The following is a 26,987-nucleotide window of genomic DNA, read 5'->3' as shown; positions in this document are numbered from 1 at the left end:
AGATTGACGAACCGTTCCGGACCGGCGAGCTCATCCCGACGGTGCCCGGGTGAGGCTCCATGCGCAGGAGGCGCTCTCGACTCATGGCAACAAGGTTCCCGACGATACGACATCGTGCGGTGCGGCGCTCGCTGTGGTTCCTCCTGGTCGCGACCCTCGCCGCGCAGGCGCCGGCGGTGCAAGCCCAGGACGACTGGGTGCACTGGGGACGCGACGCCGGCAACCAGCGGCACTCGCCGCTGACGCAGATCAATATCGACAACGTCTCGACGCTGGTGCCGGCATGGCGCTACGAGATGACGAAGGCGGGCGTGCCGTCACGGCCGGCGCAGTCGACCCCGCTCATGGTCGACGGCGTCCTGTACCTGTCGTTTCCGTACTACCGCGTGGTGGCCCTGGAGCCGGAGACCGGTGAGGAGATCTGGGAGTACACGGCGCCTGGAGACTGGAACTCGCCGGAGCACCAGTTGCACTGGACGGGTGGTTCGATGCGGGGGCTGGCGTACTGGGAAGGCAACGACACGATACCCCCGCAGATCGTGTTCGGAACCGAAGAGGGCGAGCTGATCTCGTTGAACGCGGCGACCGGCCTCCCCAACCCGCGGTTCGGCAACGACGGCTTCGTCGACATGAAGACCCCCGACGTGATGAACGGCTTCCCGGACATGCACTACGGCATCTCGTCCGGCGTGGCCATCTGGAAGCATCTGGTGTTCACGGGTGTCCACAACGCGGACGAGACGGGATCGAAGGGGCCGGCGGGCGACACGCGCGCGTGGGATCTGCGGACGGGCGAACTCGTCTGGACGTTCCACACGGTGCCCCACCCCGGTGAGTTCGGCAACGAGACCTGGCTCGACGACTCGTGGCGCAACGTTAGCGGCGCCAACACCTGGTCGTTCTTCACCATCGACGAGGAGCGCGGCATTCTGTACATGCCCCTCGGTTCCGCCCACAACGACTTCTATGGCCACGACCGCCCCGGGGACAACCTCTTTTCGGACTCGATCGTGGCCGTCGACGCCCTGACGGGCGAGCGGCTATGGCACTTCCAGGCCGTCCATCACGATCTGTGGGACCTGGACATGCCGGCGCCGCCCATCCTGTTCGATGTCGAGCGGGACGGCGAGACGATTCCCGCCGTCGGCGTCATGACGAAGTACCCGGTGCTGTTCATCTTCAACCGGGTCACCGGCGAGCCGATCTACGAGATCGAGGAACGTCCCGTACCCGCCGGGAACATGCCCGGGGAGTACTACTCGCCGACCCAGCCGTTCCCGGTCAAGCCGCCGCCCATCGGACGCATCGATTTCACGATGGACGAGATAGCGACGGTGACGCCGGAGCACACGGCGGCGTGCCGCGAGATGCTGATGCAGTACGACGGCGGGCGAAACCGCGGCCCCTACACGCCGCCGTCCGAGGAGGGTGCGCTCGTGTTTCCGTCGACCGGCGGGGGGACGGAGTTCACCGGCGGGACCTTCGATCCGAGCCTCGGGTACTACATCATCAACTACGCCGACACCGGTCACATCAGCCAGCTCGTACGGGTGGAGGACGATCCGGACCGCGGCGGCTACGTGGGCCCGCCCGAGTCGCGCCGCATCTACTGGCACGTCGTCACCCGGCCGTCCGTCAACGGCTGGCCCTGCTGGCAGCCGCCCTGGTCGAGACTGGTCGCCGTGGACGTCAACAGCGGCGAGATCGCCTGGACGATCCCGTTCGGCACCGTGGAAGGCGCACCGCCCGGCGTGAACACCGGCGCCCCCAACTCTCAGAAGGGCGGGCCGACCTCCACCGCGAGCGGCCTGCTCTTCATCGGCGGGGCCACCGATCGACTGTTCCGCGCCTACGAGACGAAGACCGGGCGCGAACTCTGGAGCTTCGAGACCGAGCAGTTGATCAACGGCTCCAACCCCATCACCTACCTGGGCGATGACGGAAAGCAGTACGTCGCGGTGGCCGCGGGGACCACGCTGCTGGCCTTCACGCTGCCATAACTCGAAGCTGGGTCCAGCGGCTCGCGGACTCTGGACGGCTACGGCGTGACGGTGACCTTCACATAGCCATTCGTCCAGCAGCACTGGTTGCCGGCGGAGCTGTCGACCCGGCCGAAGTTGTCGGCGCGTACACGGATCACGTACTCGCCCGGCTGCTCGAAGGTCGCAGTCGTGGTCACCATCCCCTCTGTCTCTGCGATCGGCTCCGTGCGCGGGCTGAAGACCACCGCGCCCGGACCGGCATGCTTGAACCAGGTCACGTTCAGCGCCGCGGTGTCGCCCCGCCGTCTGACCGGGAGCGGTTCTTCGTCCCGCACGCTGTCATCATGGATCCAGACCGTCAGCGAAAGCGGCGTGTCCACCGACGCGCGCATCGGCTCCGCGTCGATCCCGGTGGGACCCCGGCCGGCAGGGCCATCGGGGCTGAAGCGGACCAGTGGGGGCTGCGACCCCATAGCCATCGGCCATCGGAGCTGGTAGGCACCGATCTTGTCGCTTCCAGGCACGGAGAAGGTCCGTTCCTGGTTGACCAGGGTCCAGACGACGTCGCCGCTGAAGCTGGCCGGCACGGTCACGGTGAACACCCCCCGCTCCCGGTCTCGCCGGCGCCTGCTCGTGGCGCCCTCACGCGCGACAGGCGGGAACGACGTGGGTTGCCGGCCGTCGAACTCCGCCGGTTCGATGAAGTTGTCTGCACCCAGGGGAATCTCCACGACCTCGGTCAGGTTGAGGTTGGAATAGCCGAACGACAGGGTGACGGTTCCATCCGTATTCCGGTACCAGCCGTCGAAGAACGGGACCACCCGAAGTCCGTTTGGCGGCAGCGGAGTAAGTGGTCGTTGCCGCTGGGCCCCCAGCGATGGGGAGCCGATGAGCATTGCGGCTGCGAGGCCGCCCGCGAGCCATCGTCCGAGCACTGGCGTTCCCTCCATCAACGCGTTGCCGCCGGAAAAGCGAAAGAGCCTCTCGATACCGAGAGGCTCTTTCGCCACAGACTGATTCCGCACGTTTCCGTGCTGCTACTCCTCGTTGTCCGTCTGCTTGCGACTCTCCCGCTCGGCCACCAGACGCTCGTAGCCCTCGTCGTCGAGATGCGTCACGGCGATCCATGCATGCGACATCTCGTCCGCCGTACGGCTGCCGGGTCCCACCCACTGGTTCGGGTCGGGGTTCTGCCGGTTCCCGGCCGTATTGTCGTAGTAGCCGGTGATCACCAGGACGGACCCCGCCGGGACGAGCGGTGCGGCGTCTTCTGCGTAGATGTGACTGGTGTGCCAGTCGTTGGTCCAGTTGGACACCGAGCTCACCATCTCCAGATCGCCCGTCTTCGTATCGAAGATCTCAAGAGTCTTGCCCACTAGACGGAAGTGACCGTGCGGCTGGAAGCTGTCGATCCGCACCGGGGTCTCGAAGGAATGGAACCCCTGCGTCATCGCCGTGCCATGCGGTGGAAGCTCGAGCTCGCTGCCCTTCATCAGCAGGGAATACAGCTTGAGATCCTGTTGGAATTGCACCTGCTCCTGATGGCCCTTCGGGTAGAGCCACACGCCCATCTCGACCACGTCGTTCTCGATGACCTCGCCGGTCGGATAGTAGTGGACGTCCCAACTGACCATCGAGTCGGCCGGGAGGAGACGACAGGCGTCCTCCGGAACGATCTCGCCGACCTTCCCGAGCGCGTACTCGGAGAGCCGCTCGACCTGGACCCACTCCCCGCTCTCCTCGTCGAAATCGAGCAACTGGCTGTTGGCGTGGTGCGCGGCGGCGCGCCCCGCGGGCGACGGCTTGACGGAGACCGCCTTGAGGCACCGGTCCTCGGTCAGGCCGGTCGGCACGATCGGCCGCCACCAGACGTCCGACCCATCGGCCGCCAGCGTGTACGGCTTCGTCCGGATCACCAGGTCCGGCGGGCCGAACTCATCCGCATAGGCCCACTCGCTGAGATCCGGAAACGATAGCGGCGGCGGAAGATCGGCCGGGTCGCCAAGGGGCGCCCCGTCGTCCACCCAGCGGGCTATCGTCTCGATTTCGGACAGGCTCAGCCGGAGGTCGTCCTTCAGTTCCTGAATCCCGATGTCGCGGTCGTATCGATAGGGCGGCATCTCGCCCGTTACCACGCGCTGCTTGATCGACCGAGCCCAGGGGCGCGCTTCCTGGTAGGTCGTGAGCGACATCGGGCCGATCGAGCCGGGCCGGTGGCACTGCTGGCAGTTCCTCTGGAAAATCGGGGCGATGTCCCGAGCGAAGGTAACCGCGGGCGCGTCGCCGGGCGATTGGGCCGCCGCGGGCGCACCCCAGGTCACACTGAGGACAGCGACCCCAAGACTCCAGGCAACCACCCGGCCGCCTGACGAAGCGTGGAGGGGAGTGTTTAGCATAACGACACCTCTCAGTACACTCTGGTTCCGATACGCACATCCTACTACGGAGTGTCCGTCCCGGGCAGGTTCTCGATGCCGTGCAGTGACCGCGCCGCTCACTGCTGCGGATCGGCGTCGGGCAGGATCCGCTGCGTGTCCAGGTTCCGGGCGCCACCGAGGATGCCGGCCAGGCCGATATTGCCCTCGTGGCAGGCATACTCGAACAGCGGGCCGTCGGTGCGGCGCAGTGGCATGAGCGCGGTCCAGGGCCGCGTATAGCCGTTCGGATCCTCGACGGTGAACTCGTACATCACCGTATCCGCGTCCAGGCGCCGAAACCGTTCGACCAGGATGGTGTCTCGGCTCGAACCGTTGAGGCTGGTCTCGCGCAGGAAGTGCTTCGTATTCACCACCAGCGTGTCACCGTCCCAGCGTCCGCGCGAGTCCCCCGAGTACTGATCGAGGCCGACGTGCGGACGGCCGTCGAGCGGGATGATGCGCGCGTTGTGCACCATCTCGTTCAGAATCACGACGTGATCCGGCGTCTGCACGATCAGCACGTTGTTGTTGTACGCGCTGGAGACCATCGGCGGACCGGCATTGAACCCCAGCAAACAGCGGTCGGACAGGCTGCGATCGGTGTAGGAGTCGGCGAATCCGTTGCTGATGTTCGCCCCGCGGACCCGCGCCTCGGCCAGAAACGCCTCCCGGTAGGGGATCCGGCCGTCAGGAGGATCCACGATCAGCGATGTGCGCTTATCTCGGGTCAGTTCGATGCCCCGCTCGTACCAGAACTCGTTGTAGCCACCGACACCGCCCTCCGCGAGGGACTGATAGCGCACTCCCGGGGCTCGGACCGTGAGATCCTGCGTGTCACGGTTCAGCTCCCGGCGCCGCGACGCCTCGTAAGCGGCCGCCTCCTCGGCCGTGAGCGTTTCCCGACCCGCCAGGAGCGCTGACGCGCCGGCATCGATGATCGGACGCTGAAGCGGGGTCAGCGTCCGAAACGTAAACAACCCCTGGATGTCGGGATCGCCATGCGCCGTGCGCTGGACCGTTGACGCGGACTGCCCCATCGCCGGTGTTGTCAGGGCGACGCAGACGATGGCCAGAAAGCCGTAGCGGGAAGGGTGACTCATCGCCGGATCCTACCAGCCCGCGACGGGCGGCTGTCGACCAGGCATTGTGGCGCCTTGCCCGCGCGGGCTGTCATGCCGATCTGGATGGCGGAGCCGGTGAGCGCACGCGTTTTCGCGGCTAGAAGGACATCAGGAGGATCAGAATAACGAAGACCCACGCGATTTCAAACAAGAACTCCATGCTCGCATCGGGTGTCGTTCGCCCCGGTTCCCGTTCCCGCTTCTTCAGGTGGCGCGCGATGCGGACGATGGCCATCAGCGGGATCAGCAGAAGCGCCACATTGACCACGTCAACGCCCCGCTGCCAGTACGTGTTGAACGCGAGAGCGCTCATGGCCGCAGTAAAGATGCACAGGCCCCGCACGGTGGCCATCCATCGAAGCCAGAAGTACGACCAGTGGTGCGTAAGGGGGCCGCCGTAGAGAATCCGCGTATGCCGCATCGCGCTCCCTCCTTTGGCCCGTGGCGGATATGGCCACCAAACGGCGCCACCGCCACGTTAGTCGAATCGTCGGCTCCGTAGCCACCCGGCCCGCCGCGAATACCATTCGTGCGTTGGAGCCGCAAACCGATGGACCCTGTTGTTGACCTGCTGCGCGATCTGGTCGCCATCGATTCGGTCAACCCGTCCCTGGTTCCCGGCGGCGCCGGCGAGGCAGCGGTCGCCGAGCATGTGGCGGATGCGCTGCGGAAGGGCGGCATCGCCGTCGAGCTGACGGAGGTCGCCCCCGGCCGTCCGAACGTCGTCGGCGTGATCGAGGGGCGAACACCGGGACGCACGCTGATGCTGTGCGGCCACACCGACACGGTGGGCGTGGAGGGGATGACCGCACCCTTCGATCCGCGCGTGATCGACGGCCGTCTCTTCGGCCGCGGCAGCCAGGACATGAAGAGCGGCGTGGCCGCGATGGTGGACGCGGCGGTCCGCGTGGCGCGCATCGGCGGGCTTCCGCGCGGGAGGCTGGTGGTGGCGGCGGTGGCCGACGAAGAGCATGCCAGTGCCGGCGCGGCGTCACTGGTCGAGGCCCACTCCGCCGACGGGGCGGTGGTGACCGAGCCGACGGATCTGCGAGTGGCGACCGCCCACAAGGGATTCGAGTGGGTGGAGATCGAGACGCGCGGGCGCGCCGCCCACGGCAGCCGTCCCGCCGACGGGCGCGATGCCATCGTCCACATGGGACGCGTGCTCGGACGACTGGAGGCCGTGGAGGCGGCGCTCAGAGCCGGTGCGACCCATCCGCGGCTGGGTCGGGCGTCGCTGCACGCCTCGACGATTCACGGCGGTCAGGCCCTCAGCGTCTACCCCGACCGTTGTGTGCTTGGTGTCGAACGCCGCACGCTGGTCAGCGAGCCACCGGATGCGGGACTGACAGAGGTTCGAGAGGCGCTGGCCGAGTTGGCTCGGGAGGACGATGACTTCAATGCCTCCGCGCGGCAATTGCTGACGCGTCAGCCCCACGAGATTGCCGACGATCATCCCCTGTGCTCGGAATTGCGGCGGCTCCTCCGCCGTCGCGGTCTCGACGACGCGCCGACCGGCATGACCTTCTGGACGGATGCCGCGATTCTCGGGGGAGCGGGAACGCCGTCGGTGCTGTTCGGCCCGGCCGGGGCGGGTCTCCACGGCCCGGACGAGTACGTCGAGATCGACTCGGTGTGCGTCTGCCGCGACACCCTCGTCGAGTTGATCCGCGCGTTCTGCTGAGGCGGAGCTACGATTCCGGCATGCGGATGCCGATCGGTCTCCCGCCCCAGGGCGGCCGACCCTTTGACGCGGTCGGCTTCGGCCTCAACATGACCGACCTGCTGGTCGTGTTGGAGCGCTTTCCGGCGCCCGATTCCAAGCAACCGGTCCGGCGTCAGGCGTACTCGCCGGGGGGTCAGGCGGCAAGCGCCATGGTGGCGTGCGCGCGGCTGGGCTGGCGCGCTCGCTACGTCGGCTGCTTCGGCGACGACGAGAACGGCCGGCAGGGACGGTCCAGCCTCGACGCCGAAGGGGTCGACATCAGCGCCTGCCGGGTGGCGCCCGACACGCGCAACGGTATGTCCGTGATTCTCGTCGAGGAAGGGACGGGGGCGCGCACGGTGCTCTGGTCCCGCGATCCGGGGCTCAAACTTCGGCCCGAGGACGTCGACCCGGCAGCGGTCGGCGCTGGCCGGGTGCTGCTGGTCGACTGCCACGATACCGCCGCCTCGACGGCGGCCGCCCGCCACGCCCGCCGGGCCGGAGCCCGGACCGTCATCGACGTGGAGCGCGTCCGCGACGGCATCGACGCGCTGCTCGCGGAGATCGACATGATCGTCACGGCGCAGGACTTTCCGGCTGCCCTCACCGGCAAGGGCACGCCCGGCGCGGCCCTGCGCGCCATCCGCGACGCCTACCGCCCGGCCCTCGTCTGCATGACCCTCGGGGCCGAGGGCAGTCTGGCCCTGGTCGGCGACACCGAGATCAGAACGCCGGCCTTCCGCGTCCCCGTCGTCGATTCCACCGGTGCCGGGGACGTTTTCCGCGGCGGGTTCATCGCCGGCTGGCTGCGCGGCGGAGACGACGCGGAAGTCGAGGATGTGTTGCGCTACGCGAACGCCGTGGCGGCGCTCAAGTGCCGCGGCCTCGGCGCCCGTGAGGCGAGCCCGACTGCCGGGGAGGTCGATGACCTGATTCGTGGCGGGCGGATTTGAGAGGCGTGCACGCGCTACGTGTTCACCGTGAGACGATTGCGTGGCGCCGGTGAGGTGACCGGCTCAGGGTCCCGTAGGAACCAAGTCCAACGGCACCGTCACATGCCGGATGCGGCGCCGGTTCCAGGTATAGGTGAGTTGCAGGTCCCCGTTCGAGTCCTGGATCATCGCGGGATAGGAAAGCTCGCCCCGTTCGCCCTCGGAGAGTTCCTCGACCACCAAGAAGTCGCGCCACGTCTCGCCGTCATCGAATGACACGGCGAGCGACAGCGGCGAGCGCTGCGTAGTCGACGGGTTGTAGAGCAGCAGGCAGCGGCCGTCGTCGAGCCGGAGCGAGTCGATGCCGGCGCTGGGATGATCGAGCCGCGTGAGCCGGATGGGCTCCCAGGTCCGGCCGCCGTCGCGCGATAGCGACGTCGCGATCCTGCCCAGGCGTCGCGGCGTCCGGAAGAACGCGCGGATCACGCCGGGCTCTATCTCCATCAGGGTCGGTTGAATGGTCCCGATCCGATCCCGCTCCGGATCGCCGAAGAGGAGCGGGCCATACTTGCTCCAGGTGGCGCCGCCATCGCTGCTGATCTCCATCCATGACGACCACGTCCGGTAGCTCTCAAGGGAGGTCCCGGCGAGGATCTCGCCGCTAGCGAGGCGGGTCGGCTTCGCCCGGACCGGTCCCAGCATCCCGGACGGCAGCCAACCCGGCTCGGACCATTCCTCTCCCGCCGTGGTCGTCGTCATATAGGCGCCGCTCCACGCGCGGGGGCTGGGGCCGATCTTGAAGTAGAGCCAGATGGTTTCGCCGTCGCCGCGGAAGAGGACCGGGTTCCAGGCGGGCTGGTCCGGCTCCTTGTAGAGCTGGACGGGCGGCGACCACTCGCCTTCCTTCGGGCGGCGCGACGACCAGACCCCGACGTCCTCCTGCCCCTCGCCCGACCCGCCGAACCAGGCGGCGATCAGCGTGCCGTCCGTCGCCTCGACGATGGTCGATGCGTGGGCGCGCGGAAAGGGCGCTTCCTCCCAGATGAAGCCGAGGGTGTGCTCCTGCGCCGAGGCGGTGGTCGCCAGCGCGACAAGGATGAACGGAAGAATCGCGGGCGCCCGCATGCCGTGAGGATACCGTCAACCGCGACCGGGGCGGGTATGATCGACGAAGTCTCGTTGATCGCTCCGGGCGAAGGAGTCAGCGATGAGTCGTCATTTCCACGTACACGTCGGTTTCGGTGCGTTGGTGCTGGCCGCGGGCGTCGTCCTGGCGCCGGCCGACGCGTGGTCCCAGCCGACCACGCCGGACGGCTGGGAAGCGCCGCGCACCGCCTGGGGCGATCCCGATATCGGCGGCGTGTGGAACAGCTCCACCGTTACGCCGCTCCAGCGCCCGGAGAACCTGGCTGACAAGGCGTTCCTGACCGCGGAGGAAGCGGCCGCCATCGAGCAGCGCGTCGTCGACGCCAATGCCCGCGCGAACGCGCCCAGCGAAGTGCGCACCGAGCCGCTGCCGGTCGGCGGCAGCGTCGGCGGCTACAACGCGTTCTGGCTGGACCGCGGGACCACCGTCGTCCCGACGCGGCGCACGTCGCTCGTCATCGACCCGCCGAACGGGCGCCTGCCCGCGCTCACGCCCGAGCACGCAGCCTTCGTTGCGTCGCCCGAGCGGCAGCGCGTGAAGGACATTCGGGAGGGACTGGTGCCGGCCGACTCGCACGAGCAGTTCGACTACGGCGACCGGTGCATCTGGTACCGCGGCGTCCCGTCGCTGCCCACCGCCTACAACAACAACTACCACCTCGTGCAAACGCCGGACGTCATCGCCATCGTGCAGGAGCACATCCACGACGTGCGCTTCATCCACCTCGACGGCCGCCCGGCGATCGACGACGACATCGCCCAGTTCGGCGGTCATTCACGCGGCCGCTGGGAGGGCGACACGCTCGTCGTCGAGACGACCAATTTCGGCCATCGCGCCTACCTGTTCTCGTCCGGCCCCGGCGTGCAGGGCGGCACCAACTGGGATCTCAGCCCGGCCCTGCGGGTGGTGGAGCGGTTCACCCGCGTGGGGCCGGAGACGCTCGACTACCAGTTCACGGTCGACGATCCGAACGTGTGGACCAGCCCGTGGACCGGCTCGTCACCGTGGGCCCGCAGCACGGAACCGATGTTCGAGTACGCCTGCCACGAGGGCAACTACGGCCTGACGAACATCCTCGCCGGCTCGCGCGCCGAGGAGGCGCGCGCCGCGGGCCGCTGAGCGGTCACCGTCTCCCGGCTCGAGCCGACGCGTGCACAGGGGCGTAGGTCGAGCCGGCCGGATTGCCAGAGTCGCCTTCCTTGTTGCGGCGGTGGCGGCAGGGACGACCGGCGCGAGGGCGCAGACTCAGGCGCCGGAACTGGTCACCGACCGTCCGGACCAGACCGAATCGGCGGTAGCCGTGCCGCGGGGCCTCGTGCAGGTGGAAACCGGCTACCTGTTCGCCCGCGCCCTTGACGGTGTCGACACCCATACGGCGCCCGGTACCCTCGTCCGCATCGGCCTCGGCGGGCGGACGGAACTCCGCCTCGGCCACACCGGCATCATCGGCAGCGGAGGCCGTCGCGGCGCCGGCGACAGTGAGATCGGCGCCAAGGTCAACGTGATCCCTGACCCGGAGGGCTGGCGGCCGCAGTTGGCGGTCCTGGGCGGACTGTCGCTCCCGACCGGCGCCGACCGGTATTCGAGCGGCGGCGCCGACCCGTCGTTCCTGTTCGCGTTCGCCCATGAGCTGGGACCGCGGCTCTCGCTCGGCTACAACGCCGGGGCGGCGTGGGAGTCCTCGCCAGGTCAACCGAATCGCGATGCGTTCGTCGTGTACTCGCTGGCGCTCGGAGTCGGCCTGACCGACCGGCTGGGAACGTTCCTCGAGGTATTCGGCGACCGTCAGGTCGCTGGCGCGGCCGCGACCAACGCTTCCGTCGACGCGGGGTTCACGCTTCTGCTGGACGAGCTCGTCCAGTGGGACGTGTCCGTCGGCCGACGGCTGCGGGGTCCCGCCGACGATCTGTTCGTCGGCACCGGGCTCAGTTTTCGACTGCCGAGATAGCCACCGCCGCCGAACGCGCCCGTTCACTGCGCGAGCAGCAGATAGCAGGCGATCGAGCAGACGCTCACGAAGACCCCCATCGCTTTCGCGTGCTTCCAGGGCGTCATGTCCACGGGTGCCGCGCCAGGCTCTGTGCCACGGCTTCGGGCGGGCCGGAGCCTGGCGGAAACCAGCATGAACGCGGCCACCGCGACGAAGACGATCGCGAGGAAATGCAGGAAGTGGATTTCGTCGTTCGTACCCAACACGCCCTGCAGGAACGACTGCACGGGATCGTCGAACGTGAAGACCGTCAGGAAGAACAGCACCGGGCCGCCGATCAGGCTCGCCTTGGCCGCAAACGCCGAAACCCGCGCCGAGAACATGCCCAGCAGAATCACGGCGAGCATCGGACCGAAGAACGCAGCATTGATCGTCTGCAGGTAGTTGTACAGGCTGCCCGACGTGTCGAGTAGCGGCGCGACGAGCATCGCGCCTACCGCAAGCGCGATGCTGCAGGCGCGTCCCGCATGGACGAACTCGCGCGGGGAGGCACGCGGCCGCAGGACCGAACCGTAGATGTCACGGCAGAACAGCGTGGCCGACGAGTTCAGCACGCTGTTGAACGTGCTCAGCACGGCACCGACCATGACCGCGGCGAAGAAGCCGGTCAGCCAGTCCGGCAGGACCGCCTTCACGAGCGTGGGGTAGGCCAGCAGGTAGTCCTCGGGCCCTAGCGTGTCCTTGAACATGTGGTACGCGATCACACCCGGCAGCACGACGACGAGAGGGCCCACCAGCTTGAAACACGCTGCGATCAGGACTCCCTTCTGCCCTTCCTTGAGACTCCTGGCTCCCAGGCCGCGCTGGATGAACTGCTGGCCGGTGCACCAGGCGAAGACCTGATTGACGACCATACCCGTGAACAAGGCGCCGAATGGCAGGAACGACCCCGGTTCGTCGCCCGTGATGTCGAACTTCGGACGCTCCTCCACGTACACGGTCTCCAGTCCCGCCCAGGGACTCCCGTTTCCGATCTGGATCAGCGCCAGCAGCGGGATCAACAGGCCTCCCACGAGGAACCCGACGCCGTTGATCGTGTCCGAGATCGCCACAGCCTTGAGGCCCCCGAGAATCGCGTAGAGCGAACCGAGCGTTCCGACGCCCCAGACAAGGAGCCAGATCACCTGCGCCTGGTTCAGGCCGAACGCCTCCTGCAAGCCGAACAGGCTGTCGATGCCGGTGGCCCCGGACAGCAGCACAACGGGCAGGATCGCGAGCACGTACGAGAACAGGAACACGCTCGCGGCGATCACGCCGGTGGCCCTGTCGTAGCGGGCGGCAAGGTACTCCGGTATCGTCGACAGGCCCATGCGCAAGTAGCGGGGCAGAAAGAAGAGCGCGGTCGCGACCATCGCGATCGCCGCGGTCGTCTCCCAGGCGGTGACGGCGATGGTGTGGTTGAAGGCGTCCCCGTTCAGACCGATCAGGTGCTCCGTCGAGAGGTTGGTGAGCATCAGCGAGCCCGCAATGACCCAAGCCGACAGGCTGCGGCCTCCAAGGAAGTACGCGTCCCAGGTCGTCATCCGGTCGCGTCGCGTGCAGACATAGGAAATCACCGCGACCAGTAGGGTGAAGCCCAGGAATGACACGGTAGTCACAAGCACGTCGGTATCCTCGCTGACGGATGAAGTGGTGCGTCTGCAACGGCTACTCGCGGGATGACGGCCCGCTGAGGGGCGTCAGAAACGACCGCGGCACCCGGGTCGGACTATCTCGAACTCCTCGACGACAAACACATCCTCGGGAGCCCGGCGGTCGTAACTTCGCTCGGACACCGAAACTTGAGGGTTGCCCGGCCTCCCCACGCCGGGAAGGCCGCCGCCCGGTGGCGGCAGAATCGGCGGCGCCACGCTCGGTTCAGGTGGGGACGGGTTGATATGGCCGGTCACTTCGATTTCGTCCCCTTCGTGCAGGGAGATCTCGTCCAGGAGGTCATCGTCGGCCAACAGAAGAAAACGACCGCTGCCACCGTCGAGGCGCTGCGGATCGTCAGTCGGCCACAACCGCACCTCCGTGTCGACAACGACGCACCCTTGGACGACAGTGGGTCGCTGGGCGAACGCAAGGGATGCAGCAAACAGAACGACAAAGAAACCGATGGTGAACCGCATCATCACTCCGTCGAACGCTGGCGTCCTATTCTGACATGGCATAGGAACGTCGCCAGCGCTGACGGGCCCGGCACTAGACTCTCCGTCCCTCCAGCGTGCGCACCAGCCACTCCAGCAGGACGTCGGCCGCCTGGCGCCATCCGGTGTCCAGCATCACGTCGTGTGCGAGATTGGGCAGTATCCGTAACTCGGCGCCGTAGGCCTCGGCCGTGCGCATCACGTCGCGCGTGGGAATCAGGCGGTCGCGTTCCGCTCCCAGGACCAGCATCGGCGTGCCGCGGACGCGTGCCGGATCGGGCCGCAGGTAGGTCACGTCCAGGCCCGCGCGAAACGACTCGCGCCCGAGCTGGGCCGCGTAGCGACGCGCCGCCTTCTCGCCAAGATCCCGCGAGAAGAGGAGCTTCCTGGCGCGTTCGGGCGGGGAGAACAGCTTGCCGGGATCGGTCGTCAGGAACACGTTCAGCATCAGCCGCGGATTGGCGAGAAACAGCCGCGCCGTCTGGAGGAACATCCCGCCGGGAGGCACCGGTGCGAGGAGAACCGCCGCCGACGGGTCGTGCCGCTCCAGGTAGCGCTGCACGATGAGCCCGCCCATGGAGTGTCCGATCACTACGGGTTTGCGCGGCAGGCCCGCCGCCACCTGCTCGACGTCGTTCACGTAGTCGGCAATGGACGCCCACCGCAGCCGGTCGCGGCCGCCGCTCGCGCCGTGGCCGCGGAGGCTCAGCGCGCTGGCATCGAAGCCGCGCTCCGCGAAGAAGTCCAGAAAGTGCTCGGCCCAGCACCACGCGGCGTGACCCAGGCCGTGGACGAACAACAGTGGCGGATAGCGCGACGCGCCACCGCCTCCCCGTGAGATGACCTCCAGCTCATACGCCATGCGGAAGGCCAAGGCGTTCCGGCTACGGCGCCGGCGGCAACGCCGACCGGTCCACCCACTCGCCGAGCCGCATGACCCGGTCGATGTCCAGTGTGTTGCCGATGTCGGCGAGCGGATCGGCGTTCAGCACCATCAGGTCGGCGACCTTGCCCGCCTCGATGGTGCCGAAGTCGGCTTCGCCCACCGGGGGCATCTGAGCCGCGCCGGTGGCGGTCGCCGCAACGATGGCGTCCATCGGGGTCAGGCCTGCCTCGACGTACATCTCCATCTCGTGGTGCATGCCCCAGCCGAACGGCACGTTCGGGGTGCCGGCGTCGTTGCCCATCGCGACCGAGACCCCGGCGTCGTGCATCGTCTTCACGAAGTCCAGAAGCTGCCGGAACGCAGCCTTGCGGTCTTCGAATCCCGGGTCCTCGAGCACCTCCGCCCGGCGTGCCGCGTCGTCCCAGCCGGCCAGTGCATCCGGGTTGAACATCTCGAACGCGGCGCGCAGCTCGAGGTCGTCGAGCAGCTCCGGATGCTCGGCGAAGTGCCAGCGGTTCTGGACGATGGACAGGGTCGGGGTGAAGTAGACGTCGTTGTCCAGGCACATCCGGATGAACTCGGCCGAGGGTTCGGGATCGTCCATGGGGACGCCGGAGCCCGGCCCGAAGGTCAGCACGGTGCTGTGCAGGAAGTCCCACAGGCCGGCCTCGACGAGCTGGCGGCCGTCGGCCTCGTCGTCGATGTGGGCGACGGGGATGGCGCCGTTCGCCACCGCCTCGTCGATGATCGCCGCGCGTATCTCCGGCGGGATCTTCAGGCCCGGCTCAGCGACCTCGTTCACCCACATCTTGATGAAATGCACGCCGAGCGCGACTTGGTCCCGCACCAGCGCCCGAGCTTCCTCTTCCGTGGTAGGAGCATTCCTGCCGGCCGCGTTGAAGCCGCCGGGGTAGGAGAAACCCATCCCCGCCGTGTAGGTCCGGGGGGCGTCGGCGCGGCCGGCGGCCCCGAGCAGGTAGGCGACCCGCTCCGGCGTGTCACTACCGGTGCTCCGCGCGGTGGTCACGCCGTAGTGGAGCTGCGACCGGAACTGGCGCTCGATCTCCTCCGGTCCCTCCCGATAGTGCACATGCAGGTTCACAAGGCCGGGCATGATCGTCTTGCCGGTCAGGTCGAGCGTCTCCGCGCCGTCGGGTACGGGAGTTGTGTCCCGCGGGCCGGCGCTCTCGATCCGGCCGTCGCGAACGACGACCACCGAGTCGGCGACCGGCGCGCCGCCGGTCGCGTCAATCAACTGCGCTCCCACAAGCGCGAGGCTGCCGGCCCCCTCGGGCGCCGCGCTCTCGTCCGGCGCTCCGCCTCCGCACCCAGCGAAGACCAGCGCCAGTCCTGCTGCCAGTAGATGAAGTCTTCTCATGGCAAACCTCTCATTCAGCACGCCCACAATCCCGCGTCGCCCCGGACCGTCTCCTCGCAACATAGCACAGCCGATCCGCGGTCCCGAACGGGCGGATTCTCCGGTCGATCCGTGGCTGCTCCGGGCTGTATTCTTGCGGCATGCCGGCGGTTCACGAGGCGCGGAGTTGTCCATCCGCGGTTGGAGGAAGAGAGATGCGGAACCTCACTGTCACGGTTACATCCATCGTTGCCGTCGCGGCGCTGCTGATCCCCCTTTCCGCGTCCGGGCAGACGGAGCCCGACCCGGCGCCGCGCACCGCCTGGGGCCAGCCGGACCTCGGGGGTGTCTGGGAGTACAAGACACGCACACCGCTGGAGCGTCCCGAGCAATTCGCCGACCAGGAGTTCCTGACCGAGGAGCAAGCGGCGGAAATCGCGGAGCGCGAGCGCGCACGGATTCAGGCGATGGAAGAGCGGCCGGCGCAGCGCACGGTCGCCATTCCGACCGCGGGCGATCGCCCCGGCCGGTGGCTCGACTCGCCCGATCACCCCAGCCTTCAGGGGCAGACTGGTTCGTACAACATCTTCTGGTTCGACTGGGGCACGACCGCCGTCAGCACCCGGCGCACGTCGCTGATCGTCTACCCGCCGGACGGCCGCATGCCGTCGCTAACGGAGGCGGGCCAGGAGCGCGCGCGCACGATGGGCGCCCGCTCGTCCTTCAGCGACACCGTCGGCTCGGCGGAGTCCCATCTCGACTACAGCAACTCCGACCGCTGCCTGATGAGCGGCAACGCGGGGCCGCCGATGCTGCCGGGCGTCTACAACAACAATATGCAGTTGTTCCAGACGCCGGACCACGTCGCCATCATGAACGAGATGATGCACACGGTCCGGGTCATCCCCCTCGACGGGCGTCCCGCGCCAGCGGTCGGCGTCCGGCAGTTCGTCGGCGATTCGCGCGGCCGCTGGGAAGGCGACACGCTGGTCGTCGAAACGGTGAACTTCAACGACCCCGAGAGGCATAACACGTGGCGGAACACGAGCCGCAGCCGGACGCTCGTTGAGCGCTTCACGCGGGTGGACGCCAACACGCTGATCTACCGGTTCACGGTGACCGACCCTGACACCTGGGAGCAGCCGTGGTCGGTCGAGCTGCCGATGCTGCGGAGCGAGCTGCCGATCTTCGAGTTCGCCTGCCACGAGGGCAACTACGGCCTGGAGAACATGCTGGCCGGCAATCGCAAGGCGGAGGCCGACGCGGCCGCGGGACGGTAGGCGAAGGGATCGGGCCCCGTCGGCCAGCGCGCCCACCGCGGGACCGCTACTGGCGGGCCACCGGTTCGAGCCGCACGATCCAGCCCGGCCCTTCACGTTCCTCGACCGCCAAGTAGATGTAGCCGTCCGGCCCCTGCCGGACGTCCCGGACCCTGCCGATCCCGTAGGCCAGCGTCTCTTCCTGTTCTATCTGCCCCGGCTGGTCGACACTTGGCGTGAGGCGTGCGAGCTGTTGCCCCGACAGCCCGCCATTGAAGAAGCTGCCCTGCCATTCCGGGAACCGGTCGCCCGTGTAGACCATCAGGCCGGACGTGCCGATCGAAGGGACCCAGAAATGCGACGGCGATTCCATGCCCTCGCCGTGGGTCCCGGCATGGATGGCCGACCCGCTCCTGTAGTTCACGCCGTAGCCGACCACCGGCCAGCCGTAGTTCCGGCCGGGTTGTACCAGGTTGAGTTCGTCGCCACCCTGCGGGCCGTGTTCGTTCACCCAAAGATCGCCGGTCTCCGGGTGCACGAGCAGCCCCTGCGCGTTCCGGTGTCCGTAGCTCCAGATCTCGGGCAGGGCATCACCCTGCCCGGCGAACGGGTTGTCGTCCGGGACGCGGCCATCGTCGTGGAGGCGAAGGGTAACGCCATGGTGGTTCGACAGGTCCTGCGCGGGGTGCGCGCCCAGATCGCCGGCCGGGCGCGCCATCCGATCGCCCACGGAGACGAAAAGGTAGCCGTCGTGGTTCCAGGCGAGCCGGCCCCCGTAGTGACCACGGCCTTGTGATTGCGCCTCGAAAACGTCGACGACGTCGGTGAGCCGATCGTCCTCGAACCGGCCTCTGATGACCGCCGTCGTCGAACCCTCCGGCGTCGGCCGGGCGTAGCTCAGATACAGCAGGCGGTTGGTGGCAAAGTCAGGGTGCGGGAGCACGTCGAACAGACCGCCCTGCCCCTCCGCGACGACCTCCGGCACACCCGGAACCGGATCGGGCAGCAGGGCCCCATCGCGAACGATGCGAAGCCGCCCCGGGCGTTCGGTGACAAGCAGGTCGCCGTTCGGCAGCCACGTGATGGACCAGGGCACTTCGAGGCCGTCGACGACGGTTACGGCGCGATAGTCGTGATAGGCGGACCGGTGAATCTCCTGGGCGGCGATCTGGGTTCCGACGAGGGTCAACGCCACGGTGGCGCCGGCGAAGGCGGTACGGATCATCTTGAAACTCCTGTAGCGCGGGCGTCACGGTACCTGTCGAAACAGGCCCCGTTCCCGAAATGGTCGTATGGATACAGACAGCGACAGCGGGCGCGGCGCTTACCTGGGAGCGCACGGTTTGCCCGCTGGCGCACACCGGACCTGCTGCGGCCCTCCTCAGCCGGCCGTCGCCCCGCGAGGTCCATAGTGCGGCTCGGCGACACCGACCTCCAGCGCTCCAAGGTCGGGCGCACTCCCCGTGAAGCCATCGGTCACCGTCGGCCCAACGCGACGATAGCTGCGAGCCGGGGGTTTCGGGCTACCATGGGGCCAGAAATCACGAACCGTGAATTCGATGGGAGAGATGCCATGTCGTCACGATATCTGATGTCCACGTTCCTGTTCTGCGGCGCTCTCGTGCTGGCCGGGTGCGCCGGCGCGACGGAAACGCCGGCCGAATCCGCCGCGGCTCCGGACCCGGTGAATGGCAACACGATCACGGGTGAGGGCCTGCCCAATCCGACCGCGACCGTGATTGCGAATTGGGGCGAGCTGCCCGAGGGCCGGGAGTGGGGGTCGACCGCCGGGATCGATATCGACCCGCACGACGGCCACGTCTGGGCGTACGAGCGCTGCGGCGCCGGCTCCTTCGGAGGCGGCGTGCCGGTCAACTGCGATTCCAACCCCGTCGATCCGATCTTCAAGTTCGACCGCCACACCGGGGAAGTACTGGCGAACTTCGGCGGCGGTGTGATGATGACGCCGCACGGTATCCACGTGGACGCCGACGGCAACGTGTGGGTGACCGACTTCGTGGGCAACCAGGAAGGGACCAAGGGTCACCAGGTCCACAAGTTCAGTCCCGACGGCGAGCTCCTCATGAGCCTCGGCACGCCGGGCCAGCCGGGGAGCGGGCCGAATCAGTTCAACCAGCCGAACGACGTCGTCACCGGGCCGGACGGCAGCATCTACGTCGCGGACGGCCACGGCGGCCAGGGCATGACCACCAACCAGGCGATTGAGGCGGGGCGCGAGGCGGGGGCCACCGGCCGCATCCTGAAGTTCGCCCCCGACGGCACGTTCATCAAGGAGTGGGGCCGCATCGGCACGCTGCACGGTGAGTTCCGGACTCCCCACGCGCTGGCGTTCGATTCCCAGGGGCGCCTCTTCGTCGCGGACCGCGGCAACCACCGTATCGAGATCTTCGATCAGGACGGCAACTACCTGGACTCCCTCTACTCCTACGGACGCATCAGCGGCATCTTCATCACCGAGGACGACATGCTGTATGCGATCGACTCGGAATCGAGCCCGACCAGCCATCCGAACTGGGTGAACGGCGTGCGCATCGGGCATGTGAGCGAGGACCGCATCACGGGTTATATCCCGCCGTTCGAAGCGGAGACACGGCCGTACCAGGGCGCGGCCGGCGAAGGCGTCGCGGTCGACGCGGACGGCAACGTGTTCGCCGCCGAGGGTCCGAACTCACTCCGCTTCGCGGGTGGGGCGTTCACGAAGTACGCGGTCGCTCAATAGCCGGGCGTCGTGCCCGTGCGGGGCGCGCCGGTCAATCGAGGCAGGCTCCACCGTCGGGAAGTTCCCAGCGCGGCGGCGTCGCGAAGTCGGCGGGGCTGATTCGTCCGCCGCGAGCGGTGAGCCAATGGGAGACGGCCTCCCGGACGAGCGGGGCCGACGCCAGCGCCGCCCCCGGTGAGACGGCGTCGACGTTGCGTGCGGCGCGCCGGGCGAAGAAGTCCGTGGCCGCCACGACTATCGTTTCTTCCGGATGGATCGGTGCTCCCGTTAGCCGGACGATCTCGAATTGCCGGCCGACGCCAGCGCACGTCAGCCTGACGCGGACTCCCGACACGCTCGGCATCCCTCGCGGATTGCGTACCCGCTCGCGCGCCAGCTCGCCAGCCAACGCCTGCTGCAGCTGTGCTCCCGTCATCGTCAGGACGGCGATTCGATTGTCGAAGGCAAACACGTCGTAGAGCTGCCCCCGCGTGAGCGCGCCGGCCGGCAGGTCCCCACGCAATCCGCCGCGCCTGGCTCCCATGCCGATCGCGAGGTCGGCGTGCGGGACGGCGGCCAGGAACGCATCCGCGAAAAGGTTGCCAAGGGGCGACTCGGCGCCGTCCCGGTTCCGCGGGACGGGTGCTTCCAGGGTTATGCCCACCGGCTCGGCGCGCCAGCGGTTCACGCGCTCGAGCTCCGGTTGCATCGCGGCGACGACTGACGCGTCGGGCCGGACCGGCGCATCCTCGTAAACCGCTGGCCTCCCGTCGCCACCGGCCGCGCAGGACCACCCGTCCGCGGCGACGGCGGCGCAGACCGCCTGGGGAGGAAAGAGCCGCGCGGCGACGACCCCCACGGCGCGCTCGACGGTCAGATCGACCCGCGCGAACGCGCTACCCCGCGAATAGGCCTGGATGATCGGGATGCCCGCGACCTGGTGCGCCACCGCCCGATGGGAGTGTCCGGCGACGATCGCATCGACGAGACCCGGTGGCAGCCGCCGGGCCAGCCCGAAGATCTCGGCATCGTCGTCACACGACGACAGGTCGGCGGGATCGTCGAACTCGAAGCACGCGCCACCAGCGTGTGCCAGAACCAGCACCAAGTCGGCGCCCCGCTCGCGCAGGCGCCGCGCCTCGTCCTCGACGACGGGTCCGAGAGCCGTCGTGTCCAGCCCCTGGACATTGGCGGCGAGCGTCCTCGTCAGACCGTCGCGGGTCATGACGCCGACGATGCCCACGCGCAGGCCCGCCGCTTCGACCAGCGTGGACGGCCGCACGTTCGGCCAGTCCGGCACGCGCCCGGTCGACGCGTCGATCAGGTTCGCCGCCAGAAACGGAAACCGGGCGCGCGCGGCTGCCGCCTTGAGCGCCCCGCGCGGGTCCGGCGCGCCGCTGCCGCCGCCGGCTACGGTGTCGATCGCCCCGTAGTCGAACTCGTGGTTGCCGATGGCGAGCGCGTTGTAGCCGAGCGCGTTGTAGGCATCGACGACCAGGGCTCCCTCGGAGATGTTGGAAGCAATCCCGCCCTCGAAGGTGTCGCCCGCGTCCAGCAGCAGCACCGCACCTCCGTCTGTCGCTCGCGCCGCGCGCAGATTGCGCAGGTAGCCGCCCAGCAGTGCGAGGCCTCCCTGACCATCGCTGGGAAACACCCGGCCGTGCAGGTCCGTCGTGCCGACGACGGAGAGCGTCACCCGCCCCGCCGCACCGTCCTGATCGCTGGTAGGAACCTGCGTCGCCCCGACCGATCCCGCCAGAGAAACGGCGGTCGCCACGAGCGCAACCGAGGCGACCGTCGACAGGCATCGGCGAGTCATCGCTTTCGGAGTGACTATCCTGGTGCGGCCAACACTCGTATCGCTGGGTGTTGGGACTTGCGACTGGAATGTGGTCGGTGCCAATTGTAACGATGCAGCCAGCGCGGGAGCGCGTTGGCGCGAAGTGCGCGACACCGAACTTTCGACTTCGGCCATTCGGCACTATCATCAGCGGGTGCATGCGCTGGTGGCGGCCCGAGCCCGTTCGATGGTCCGGATCCTGGCCGTCCTGGTCGGCGTGCTGGCCGCCCTCGGCCGCCCGGAGATCGCTGTCGCCCAGACGTCGGAGCCGGCGGAGCCCGCTTCCGCCGAGTCGGTTCGCGCGACGCTCGACGGTTTCTGCGTGCGCTGCCACAACGATAGGTTGCGCACGGCGGATCTGGCCCTCGACGCCCACGACCTGGCCGACGTCGGCGCCGACGCCGAGACCTGGGAGCGGGTCATCCTCAAGCTCCGTGCGCGGACCATGCCGCCCGCGGGGAACCCGCGGCCCGCGGAGAACACGTACCGCGCCGTCGCCTCCTGGCTCGAGACTGAGATCGACACGGTGGCCATGGTCAGCCCGGACCCGGGCCGCGGCGAATCGTTCCACCGCCTGAATCGGGCCGAGTACCACGCCGCCGTCCGCGATCTGCTCGCGGTCGACGTCGACGTCGCCGAGCTGCTGCCGGCCGATGACACCTACGAGCACGGATTCGACAACAACGGGGACGTGCTCTCGATCTCGCCGGACCTGATGGCGCGATACCTCTCGGCGGCGCGCCGGATCAGCCGCCTCGCCGTCGGCATTCCCCCCGTCGGTCCCGCCGTCGCGACCTACCGCGTGCATCCCGGCCTGGTCCAGAACGACCGGCAGGACGAACGGCTGTCGTTCGGCTCCCGCGGCGGCATCGCGATTCCGCACTACTTCCCCGTCGACGGCGAGTACACGATCCGGATCCGCCTCCACCGGAACTTCTCGGACTACATCCTCGGCTTCGCAGCGCCTCAGGAACTCGACGTGCGCGTGGACGGCGCCCTCGTCGAGCGGTTCGAGGTCGGCGACGCCGACGCGGTCGGGCAGATGGCCCCGCTGAGCTTCTCGGGGAACATCGCCGGGGACCCCGACTGGGAGTACTACATGAACACCGGCGACTCTCACCTGGAGGTCCGCTTCCCGGCGAAGGCGGGCCAGCGGACGGTGGGCGTCTCGTTCGTGCGGCGGCTGTCGGAGCTGGAGGGCGTGCTGCAGCCGCGCAACCGGGGCTACGGCCGCTTCGTCGACGAGCGCTACGACGACGACGCGGCGGTGGAGCAGGTCGCGATTGGCGGCCCCTACAACGTGGAAGGTCCCGGCGATACGCCGAGCCGCCGCGAGATCTTCGCCTGCCGGCCCGCGGCGGGAGCCGCGGCCGACGAGGAGCAGGCCTGCGCCGGCCGGATTCTCGAGAAGCTCGCCCGCCGGGCGTATCGCCGGCCCGTCGACGATGGGGATCTCGACGCGCTGCTCGACTTCTTCCGCACCGGGCGGCGCGACGGCGGCTTCGACGACGGCATCCAGTTCGCGCTGGAACGGATGCTGGTCGACCCCGAGTTCCTGTTCCGCATCGAGCGCGATCCGGCGGGCGCCGCACCAGGGACGCCCTATCGTCTCGCCGACCTCGAGCTGGCGTCGCGGCTGTCGTTCTTCCTGTGGAGCAGCATCCCCGACGACGAGCTGCTCGAGGCCGCGGCCGACGGGCGGCTCCAGGATCCGGCGGAGCTCGAGCGGCAGACGCGCCGCCTGCTCGCCGACGGCCGCTCGCGGGCCCTTGTCGACAACTTCGCGAGCCAGTGGCTGCGACTGCGCAACCTCGAGTCGCAGGAGCGCGAGTCGGCCGACTATCCCGAGTTCGACGAGAACCTGCGCGAGGCGTTCCGGCGCGAGACCGAGCTGTTCGTCGACAGCAACCTCCGCGAGGACCGGAGCCTCCTGGAGCTGCTCAGCGCCAACTACACGTTCGTCAACGAGCGGCTCGCGCGGCACTACGGCATCCCGGGGGTCTACGGCGACCGCTTCCGGCGGGTGACGTTCGACCGCGACCATCCGCGCGGCGGCCTCCTCGGCCACGGGGGCCTCCTGATGGTGACCTCCTATCCCAACCGGACGTCGCCGGTCGTGCGCGGGAAGTGGCTGCTCGAGACCATCCTGGGAGCACCGCCGCCCGAGCCGCCGCCGAACGTGCCGGGGCTGCCGGACCGCGGCGAGGGGGGCGAGCCTGCATCGGTCCGGGACCGGCTCGAGCGGCATCGCGCCAACCCCGCCTGCGCGGGCTGTCACGCGCCGATGGATCCCCTCGGTTTCGCCCTCGAGAACTACGACGCCATCGGCCTCTGGCGCGCCGCCAGCGAAGCCGGCCGGCCCATCGACGCGTCGGCGACGATGCCCAGCGGCGAGGCTTTCGAGGGGCCGGCGGGGCTGAGGCGGGTGCTGTTGAGCCGGGGCGATGACTTCGCCGCCGCCGTCACCGAGAAGCTGCTGGCGTATGCGCTCGGGCGGGGGCTGGAGTACACGGACCGTCCCGCGGTGCGCCGGATCCTGCGCGACGCCGCAACCGACGACTATCGCTGGTCGTCGATCGTGCTCGGCATCGTGGAAAGCACGCCGTTTCAATGGCGCCGCGCTCGTTCGGACGAGTCGGAACGGGTTGCCGGCAGTCCGGACCCTCAGGGTCGCTGACGCTTAACATCCCCCAAGGCGCACAAGGTCCCCATCATGATCATCAAGAAGATGTCGCTGCCTCGACGCACCGTGCTGCGCGGGTTGGGCGCCGCGGTGGCCCTGCCGTTGCTGGACGCGATGGTCCCCGCCGCGTCGGCCTTGTCGCGCACCGCGGCCGCGCCCACCAGGCGCTTCGGCGTGGTCTACGTCCCCAACGGCATCGCGATGGAGTACTGGACGCCGGCCGAGGAGGGGCGCGGGTTCGAGATGACGCCGATTCTCCAACCGCTGGAGGCCTTCAGGGACCAGCTCACGGTGGTCTCGGGTCTGCGAGGCTACTGGACTCCGGCCCACGCCGGCGCGTCGACGACGTTTCTGACCGGCGCGGCGGGCGTCGCCGGCGAGACCGCGCCGGTCGCCGACGTCTCGATGGACCAACTGCTCGCCCGCGAGTACGGCCAGCACACCGAGCTGGCGTCGCTGCAACTGGCGATCGACAGCCGGGCGAACGCTGGCCAGTGCAGCGGCAACCACAGCTGCGTTTATACCAACACCATCAGCTGGCGCAGCCGGACGACACCTCTGCCGATGGAAAACAACCCGCGCGTTGTGTTCGAGCAGATGTTCGGGGACAGCGGGAGCACCGATCCCGCCGTCCGCCGGGCCCGCATGCGACGCGACCGCTCGATTCTCGACTCCGTGACCAGGAAGGCCGCCGACCTCAAGCGAGAGGTCGGGCCCGCCGACGGCCTCAAGGTGGACGAGTACCTCGAGGGCGTCCGGGACATCGAGCGTCGCATCCAGCGGGCGGAGCAGCGACAGAACTACGACATGCCCGAGCTGGCCCAGCCTGAGGGCATTCCGGCCACGTTCGCCGAGCACGTCGAGCTGATGTTCGACCTGCAGGTCCTGGCGCACCAGATTGATCTGACCCGTGTGACCTCGTTCATGCTGGGACGTGAGGTCAGCTCGAGGACCTACACCGAAATCGGCATTGCCGACGCGCACCACCCGCTCTCCCACCACGAGTACAAGCCCGAGAAGATCGCGTCGATGTCCAAGATCAACGCGTACCACGCCTCGATGTTCGCCAGCTACCTGGAGAAGCTCCGCGCGACGCCGGACGGCGACGGATCGCTGCTCGACAATATGCTGCTCCTCTATGGGTGCGGCATGTCGGACAGCAACGCGCACAGCCCGCTCAATCTGCCGGTCCTGCTGCTCGGGGGCTGCGCCGGCGAGCTCGAAGGCGGGCGCCACATCCGCTATGAAGGCGACCCGCTGATGCCGAATCTGCTGGTGACCCTGATGGACAAGCTGGGCGTACCGGTCGAGCGACTGGGGAAGAGCGACGGCAGGCTCAGCACCGAGCGCCTGACCGGCGTCTAGCCGCCGGTTGCCCCGAGGCGGCGCAGCAGCTCGACGGTGCTGTTGTCGTCGTCTCCGCGCCCACGGGCTCGCGCGAGCGGTGTCTCCCCCTGGTCGTTCAGGGCATCCAGCTCGGCGCCCCGGTCCGCAAGCAGTTGGACGACGGTGTCGAGGCGTCTCGACGCCGCGATGTGCAGCGCCGTGTTGCCGGCTGAGTCCACTGCATTGACATCGATCCCCGCGTCCATCGCCGTCCTGGCCGCTTCCATCACGAGCCGCTCGTCCTCGGCCGGGTCGGCGGCCAGCCCCGGTTCTCTGCGGCGGCGGGCGGCGACGGCCGCCATCAGGGGCGTCGTGCCGTCCCCCACGACCACGTGCGGCTCAGCACCATGGTCGGCCAGCGCCCGCATTATGGCGGGCTCGGCGAAGTGCGCGGCCAGCCAGAAGGGGGTCGCGCCGACCACGTCGTGCTCCAGCACGTAGTCCGGGCTGTTGCGCCGGCCCTGGCTGCCGCGGACCACGGGAGCGTTCGGATCCGCGCCGCGAGCCAGCAACGCCGCCACCAGCGTCTCGTCGCCGCGCAGCGTGGCGGCGTGCAGGGCGGAGTAGCCGGCCTCGGCCGCGTTCGGGTCCGCGCCCTGCTCTAGGAGGAACAGAGCCAAGGCGGAATGACCGCTGTGCGCCGCCACGACGAGGACGCTCGTTCCCGTGGCCGCCGTATCGTTCACGTCGGCGCCGGCGGCCACGAGATGCCTGGCGACGTCGAGGTTGCCTGTTCGAGCCGCGAACAGGATAGGCGTGTTGCTGCCCAGTACGGTATCGATGACTCCGGAGGGATTGAACCCGGCCGTGCGCGTGTGGATGCGCCGGGTCTGCGGGGCCGAGCGGACATGGATGTCCGCTCCGAGCGCGACCAGCGCTTCCACGACGTCGGGATGCTGCTGGGCCACGGCCCACATCAGCGCCGTCTGTCCGCGCGTGTGCTCGCGAGCGTTCACGTCCGCCCCGTGTGACACGAGAAGGCGAACCGCCTCTGCCGAACCGCTGCGGGACGCGGTCATCAGCACCGTCTCGCCCGAGGGCAGCGCCGCGTTCGCATCGGCGCCGGCCGCCAGCAGGACCTCGACCATCGTCTCACTGCCGTTGACGCAACTCAGCCAGAGCGGCGTGGCGCCGAAGTCGTTCGCCGCGTCGACATCCGCGCCGGCCCGAACGAGCGCATCCGCCATCGCCGCGTCGTCCCAGTGGGCAGCCCAGTGCAGGGCGGTCGCGCCGTCCGCCTGCCGGGCAATCGCCGAAACGCCCTGTTCGAGCAGAGCGATCACCTGCGTCGAGTCCGCCGCCCGGGCCGCGTCTAGCAGCCGCGTGTCCTGGGCGGCGGCGAGGCCGGCCATGGCCAGCAGCAGCGGCGCCAGGAGCATCGACCCGGCCAGTTTTCTCACATGCACGCTCTTCGCCCTCCAAGAGTCCATGGTG

21 protein-coding genes are annotated in these 26,987 nt (G+C 68.7%); 9 read left to right on the top strand and 12 right to left on the bottom strand.

Going from position 1 to position 26,987, the window contains the following annotated elements; genetic code table 11:
• Positions 1 to 59: 59 nt before the first annotated feature.
• Positions 60 to 2,000: a PQQ-binding-like beta-propeller repeat protein gene (locus F4Y45_02655; GenBank protein MXY23409.1), complete on the top strand. Its 1,941-nt coding sequence runs from the start codon at positions 60 to 62 to the stop codon at positions 1,998 to 2,000.
• A gap of 38 nt (positions 2,001 to 2,038) precedes the next feature.
• On the opposite strand, the gene F4Y45_02650 is transcribed toward F4Y45_02655, so the two are convergent.
• From F4Y45_02650 to F4Y45_02635, 4 genes are all read right to left on the bottom strand, one after another.
• A complete protein-coding gene (locus tag F4Y45_02650) occupies positions 2,039 to 2,992 on the bottom strand; it encodes a hypothetical protein (GenBank protein ID MXY23408.1) in 954 nt (317 codons plus the stop codon).
• Between the two features lie 27 nt (positions 2,993 to 3,019).
• Entirely contained in the window at positions 3,020 to 4,378 is a 1,359-nt protein-coding gene (locus F4Y45_02645; protein MXY23407.1) for a cytochrome c, read from the bottom strand.
• 98 nt (positions 4,379 to 4,476) lie between these two features.
• Positions 4,477 to 5,499 carry a hypothetical protein gene (locus tag F4Y45_02640; protein MXY23406.1) on the bottom strand — a complete coding sequence of 341 codons (1,023 nt, stop codon included), beginning with the start codon at positions 5,497 to 5,499 and terminating at the stop codon, positions 4,477 to 4,479.
• 118 nt (positions 5,500 to 5,617) lie between these two features.
• Positions 5,618 to 5,941, bottom strand: coding sequence for a hypothetical protein (locus F4Y45_02635; GenBank protein MXY23405.1), 324 nt, complete (start codon positions 5,939 to 5,941; stop codon positions 5,618 to 5,620).
• Between the two features lie 129 nt (positions 5,942 to 6,070).
• On the opposite strand from F4Y45_02635, the gene F4Y45_02630 reads away from it, so the two are divergent.
• Together F4Y45_02630 and F4Y45_02625 are read left to right on the top strand one after the other, a co-directional pair.
• The gene (locus F4Y45_02630; GenBank protein ID MXY23404.1) at positions 6,071 to 7,204 is read left to right on the top strand and encodes a M20/M25/M40 family metallo-hydrolase; all 1,134 of its coding nucleotides are present in this window, start codon (positions 6,071 to 6,073) and stop codon (positions 7,202 to 7,204) included.
• 20 nt (positions 7,205 to 7,224) lie between these two features.
• Positions 7,225 to 8,178 carry a ribokinase gene (locus F4Y45_02625; protein MXY23403.1) on the top strand — a complete coding sequence of 318 codons (954 nt, stop codon included), beginning with the start codon at positions 7,225 to 7,227 and terminating at the stop codon, positions 8,176 to 8,178.
• Between the two features lie 63 nt (positions 8,179 to 8,241).
• Here the strand turns inward: F4Y45_02625 and F4Y45_02620 are convergent, their stop codons facing one another.
• Positions 8,242 to 9,282, bottom strand: coding sequence for a neuraminidase (sialidase) (locus F4Y45_02620; protein ID MXY23402.1), 1,041 nt, complete (start codon positions 9,280 to 9,282; stop codon positions 8,242 to 8,244).
• An 82-nt stretch (positions 9,283 to 9,364) separates the two neighbouring features.
• On the opposite strand from F4Y45_02620, the gene F4Y45_02615 reads away from it, so the two are divergent.
• Complete coding sequence (locus F4Y45_02615; GenBank protein ID MXY23401.1) at positions 9,365 to 10,423, top strand: hypothetical protein; 1,059 nt, start codon at positions 9,365 to 9,367, stop codon at positions 10,421 to 10,423.
• A gap of 31 nt (positions 10,424 to 10,454) precedes the next feature.
• Positions 10,455 to 11,252, top strand: coding sequence for a transporter (locus F4Y45_02610; GenBank protein ID MXY23400.1), 798 nt, complete (start codon positions 10,455 to 10,457; stop codon positions 11,250 to 11,252).
• A gap of 23 nt (positions 11,253 to 11,275) precedes the next feature.
• Here F4Y45_02610 and F4Y45_02605 read toward each other — a convergent pair whose 3' ends face one another.
• From F4Y45_02605 to F4Y45_02590, 4 genes are all read right to left on the bottom strand, one after another.
• Complete coding sequence (locus F4Y45_02605; protein MXY23399.1) at positions 11,276 to 12,898, bottom strand: solute:sodium symporter family transporter; 1,623 nt, start codon at positions 12,896 to 12,898, stop codon at positions 11,276 to 11,278.
• A 75-nt stretch (positions 12,899 to 12,973) separates the two neighbouring features.
• The gene (locus F4Y45_02600) at positions 12,974 to 13,408 is read right to left on the bottom strand and encodes a hypothetical protein (protein ID MXY23398.1); all 435 of its coding nucleotides are present in this window, start codon (positions 13,406 to 13,408) and stop codon (positions 12,974 to 12,976) included.
• Positions 13,409 to 13,478: 70 nt separating this feature from the next.
• Entirely contained in the window at positions 13,479 to 14,285 is an 807-nt protein-coding gene (locus F4Y45_02595; protein ID MXY23397.1) for a lysophospholipase, read from the bottom strand.
• 22 nt (positions 14,286 to 14,307) lie between these two features.
• Positions 14,308 to 15,861, bottom strand: a complete 1,554-nt coding sequence (locus F4Y45_02590; GenBank protein MXY23396.1) for an amidohydrolase family protein — start codon at positions 15,859 to 15,861, stop codon at positions 14,308 to 14,310.
• 20 nt (positions 15,862 to 15,881) lie between these two features.
• Here F4Y45_02590 and F4Y45_02585 point away from each other — a divergent pair, with 20 nt between their 5' ends.
• Positions 15,882 to 16,946: a DUF3833 domain-containing protein gene (locus F4Y45_02585; protein ID MXY23395.1), complete on the top strand. Its 1,065-nt coding sequence runs from the start codon at positions 15,882 to 15,884 to the stop codon at positions 16,944 to 16,946.
• A gap of 46 nt (positions 16,947 to 16,992) precedes the next feature.
• Here the strand turns inward: F4Y45_02585 and F4Y45_02580 are convergent, their stop codons facing one another.
• The gene (locus tag F4Y45_02580; GenBank protein ID MXY23394.1) at positions 16,993 to 18,150 is read right to left on the bottom strand and encodes a PQQ-dependent sugar dehydrogenase; all 1,158 of its coding nucleotides are present in this window, start codon (positions 18,148 to 18,150) and stop codon (positions 16,993 to 16,995) included.
• A gap of 303 nt (positions 18,151 to 18,453) precedes the next feature.
• Between F4Y45_02580 and F4Y45_02575 the strand changes: the two genes are divergently transcribed.
• On the top strand, positions 18,454 to 19,665 hold the full coding sequence (locus tag F4Y45_02575) for a hypothetical protein (GenBank protein ID MXY23393.1): 1,212 nt from the start codon (positions 18,454 to 18,456) through the stop codon (positions 19,663 to 19,665).
• Between the two features lie 31 nt (positions 19,666 to 19,696).
• Here the strand turns inward: F4Y45_02575 and F4Y45_02570 are convergent, their stop codons facing one another.
• The gene (locus tag F4Y45_02570) at positions 19,697 to 21,463 is read right to left on the bottom strand and encodes a bifunctional metallophosphatase/5'-nucleotidase (GenBank protein ID MXY23392.1); all 1,767 of its coding nucleotides are present in this window, start codon (positions 21,461 to 21,463) and stop codon (positions 19,697 to 19,699) included.
• Between the two features lie 175 nt (positions 21,464 to 21,638).
• Here F4Y45_02570 and F4Y45_02565 point away from each other — a divergent pair, with 175 nt between their 5' ends.
• Both F4Y45_02565 and F4Y45_02560 read left to right on the top strand, forming a co-directional pair.
• Positions 21,639 to 24,161 (top strand): DUF1592 domain-containing protein, encoded by a 2,523-nt coding sequence (locus tag F4Y45_02565; protein MXY23391.1) that lies wholly within the window; start codon positions 21,639 to 21,641, stop codon positions 24,159 to 24,161.
• Positions 24,162 to 24,197: 36 nt separating this feature from the next.
• Positions 24,198 to 25,532 carry a DUF1552 domain-containing protein gene (locus F4Y45_02560; GenBank protein ID MXY23390.1) on the top strand — a complete coding sequence of 445 codons (1,335 nt, stop codon included), beginning with the start codon at positions 24,198 to 24,200 and terminating at the stop codon, positions 25,530 to 25,532.
• Here F4Y45_02560 and F4Y45_02555 read toward each other — a convergent pair.
• Positions 25,529 to 26,983, bottom strand: a complete 1,455-nt coding sequence (locus F4Y45_02555; protein ID MXY23389.1) for a hypothetical protein — start codon at positions 26,981 to 26,983, stop codon at positions 25,529 to 25,531. The genes F4Y45_02560 and F4Y45_02555 overlap by 4 nt on opposite strands.
• Positions 26,984 to 26,987 lie beyond the last annotated feature (4 nt).

The sequence above is a fragment of the Acidobacteriota bacterium genome, assembly GCA_009838525.1.
Taxonomy (GTDB): Bacteria; Acidobacteriota; Vicinamibacteria; order Vicinamibacterales; family UBA8438; genus VXRJ01.
The sequence above is the reverse complement of the archived record's forward strand: the minus strand, read 5'-3'. Positions and strand labels throughout refer to the sequence as shown.

Bases quoted from the DNA above. Each gene is read 5' to 3' on its own strand.
- F4Y45_02645 (MXY23407.1), bottom strand. From the start codon at position 4,378: ATGCTAAACACTCCCCTCCACGCTTCGTCAGGCGGCCGGGTGGTTGCC.
- F4Y45_02595 (MXY23397.1), bottom strand. From the start codon at position 14,285: ATGGCGTATGAGCTGGAGGTCATCTCACGGGGAGGCGGTGGCGCGTCG.
- F4Y45_02600 (MXY23398.1), bottom strand. From the start codon at position 13,408: ATGATGCGGTTCACCATCGGTTTCTTTGTCGTTCTGTTTGCTGCATCC.
- F4Y45_02635 (MXY23405.1), bottom strand. From the start codon at position 5,941: ATGCGGCATACGCGGATTCTCTACGGCGGCCCCCTTACGCACCACTGG.
- F4Y45_02620 (MXY23402.1), bottom strand. From the start codon at position 9,282: ATGCGGGCGCCCGCGATTCTTCCGTTCATCCTTGTCGCGCTGGCGACC.
- F4Y45_02590 (MXY23396.1), bottom strand. From the start codon at position 15,861: ATGGACAACTCCGCGCCTCGTGAACCGCCGGCATGCCGCAAGAATACA.
- F4Y45_02585 (MXY23395.1), top strand. From the start codon at position 15,882: ATGCGGAACCTCACTGTCACGGTTACATCCATCGTTGCCGTCGCGGCG.
- F4Y45_02655 (MXY23409.1), top strand. From the start codon at position 60: ATGCGCAGGAGGCGCTCTCGACTCATGGCAACAAGGTTCCCGACGATA.
- F4Y45_02630 (MXY23404.1), top strand. From the start codon at position 6,071: ATGGACCCTGTTGTTGACCTGCTGCGCGATCTGGTCGCCATCGATTCG.
- F4Y45_02555 (MXY23389.1), bottom strand. From the start codon at position 26,983: ATGGACTCTTGGAGGGCGAAGAGCGTGCATGTGAGAAAACTGGCCGGG.
- F4Y45_02615 (MXY23401.1), top strand. From the start codon at position 9,365: ATGAGTCGTCATTTCCACGTACACGTCGGTTTCGGTGCGTTGGTGCTG.
- F4Y45_02560 (MXY23390.1), top strand. From the start codon at position 24,198: ATGATCATCAAGAAGATGTCGCTGCCTCGACGCACCGTGCTGCGCGGG.
- F4Y45_02625 (MXY23403.1), top strand. From the start codon at position 7,225: ATGCGGATGCCGATCGGTCTCCCGCCCCAGGGCGGCCGACCCTTTGAC.
- F4Y45_02575 (MXY23393.1), top strand. From the start codon at position 18,454: ATGGGGCCAGAAATCACGAACCGTGAATTCGATGGGAGAGATGCCATG.
- F4Y45_02580 (MXY23394.1), bottom strand. From the start codon at position 18,150: ATGATCCGTACCGCCTTCGCCGGCGCCACCGTGGCGTTGACCCTCGTC.
- F4Y45_02570 (MXY23392.1), bottom strand. From the start codon at position 21,463: ATGACTCGCCGATGCCTGTCGACGGTCGCCTCGGTTGCGCTCGTGGCG.
- F4Y45_02640 (MXY23406.1), bottom strand. From the start codon at position 5,499: ATGAGTCACCCTTCCCGCTACGGCTTTCTGGCCATCGTCTGCGTCGCC.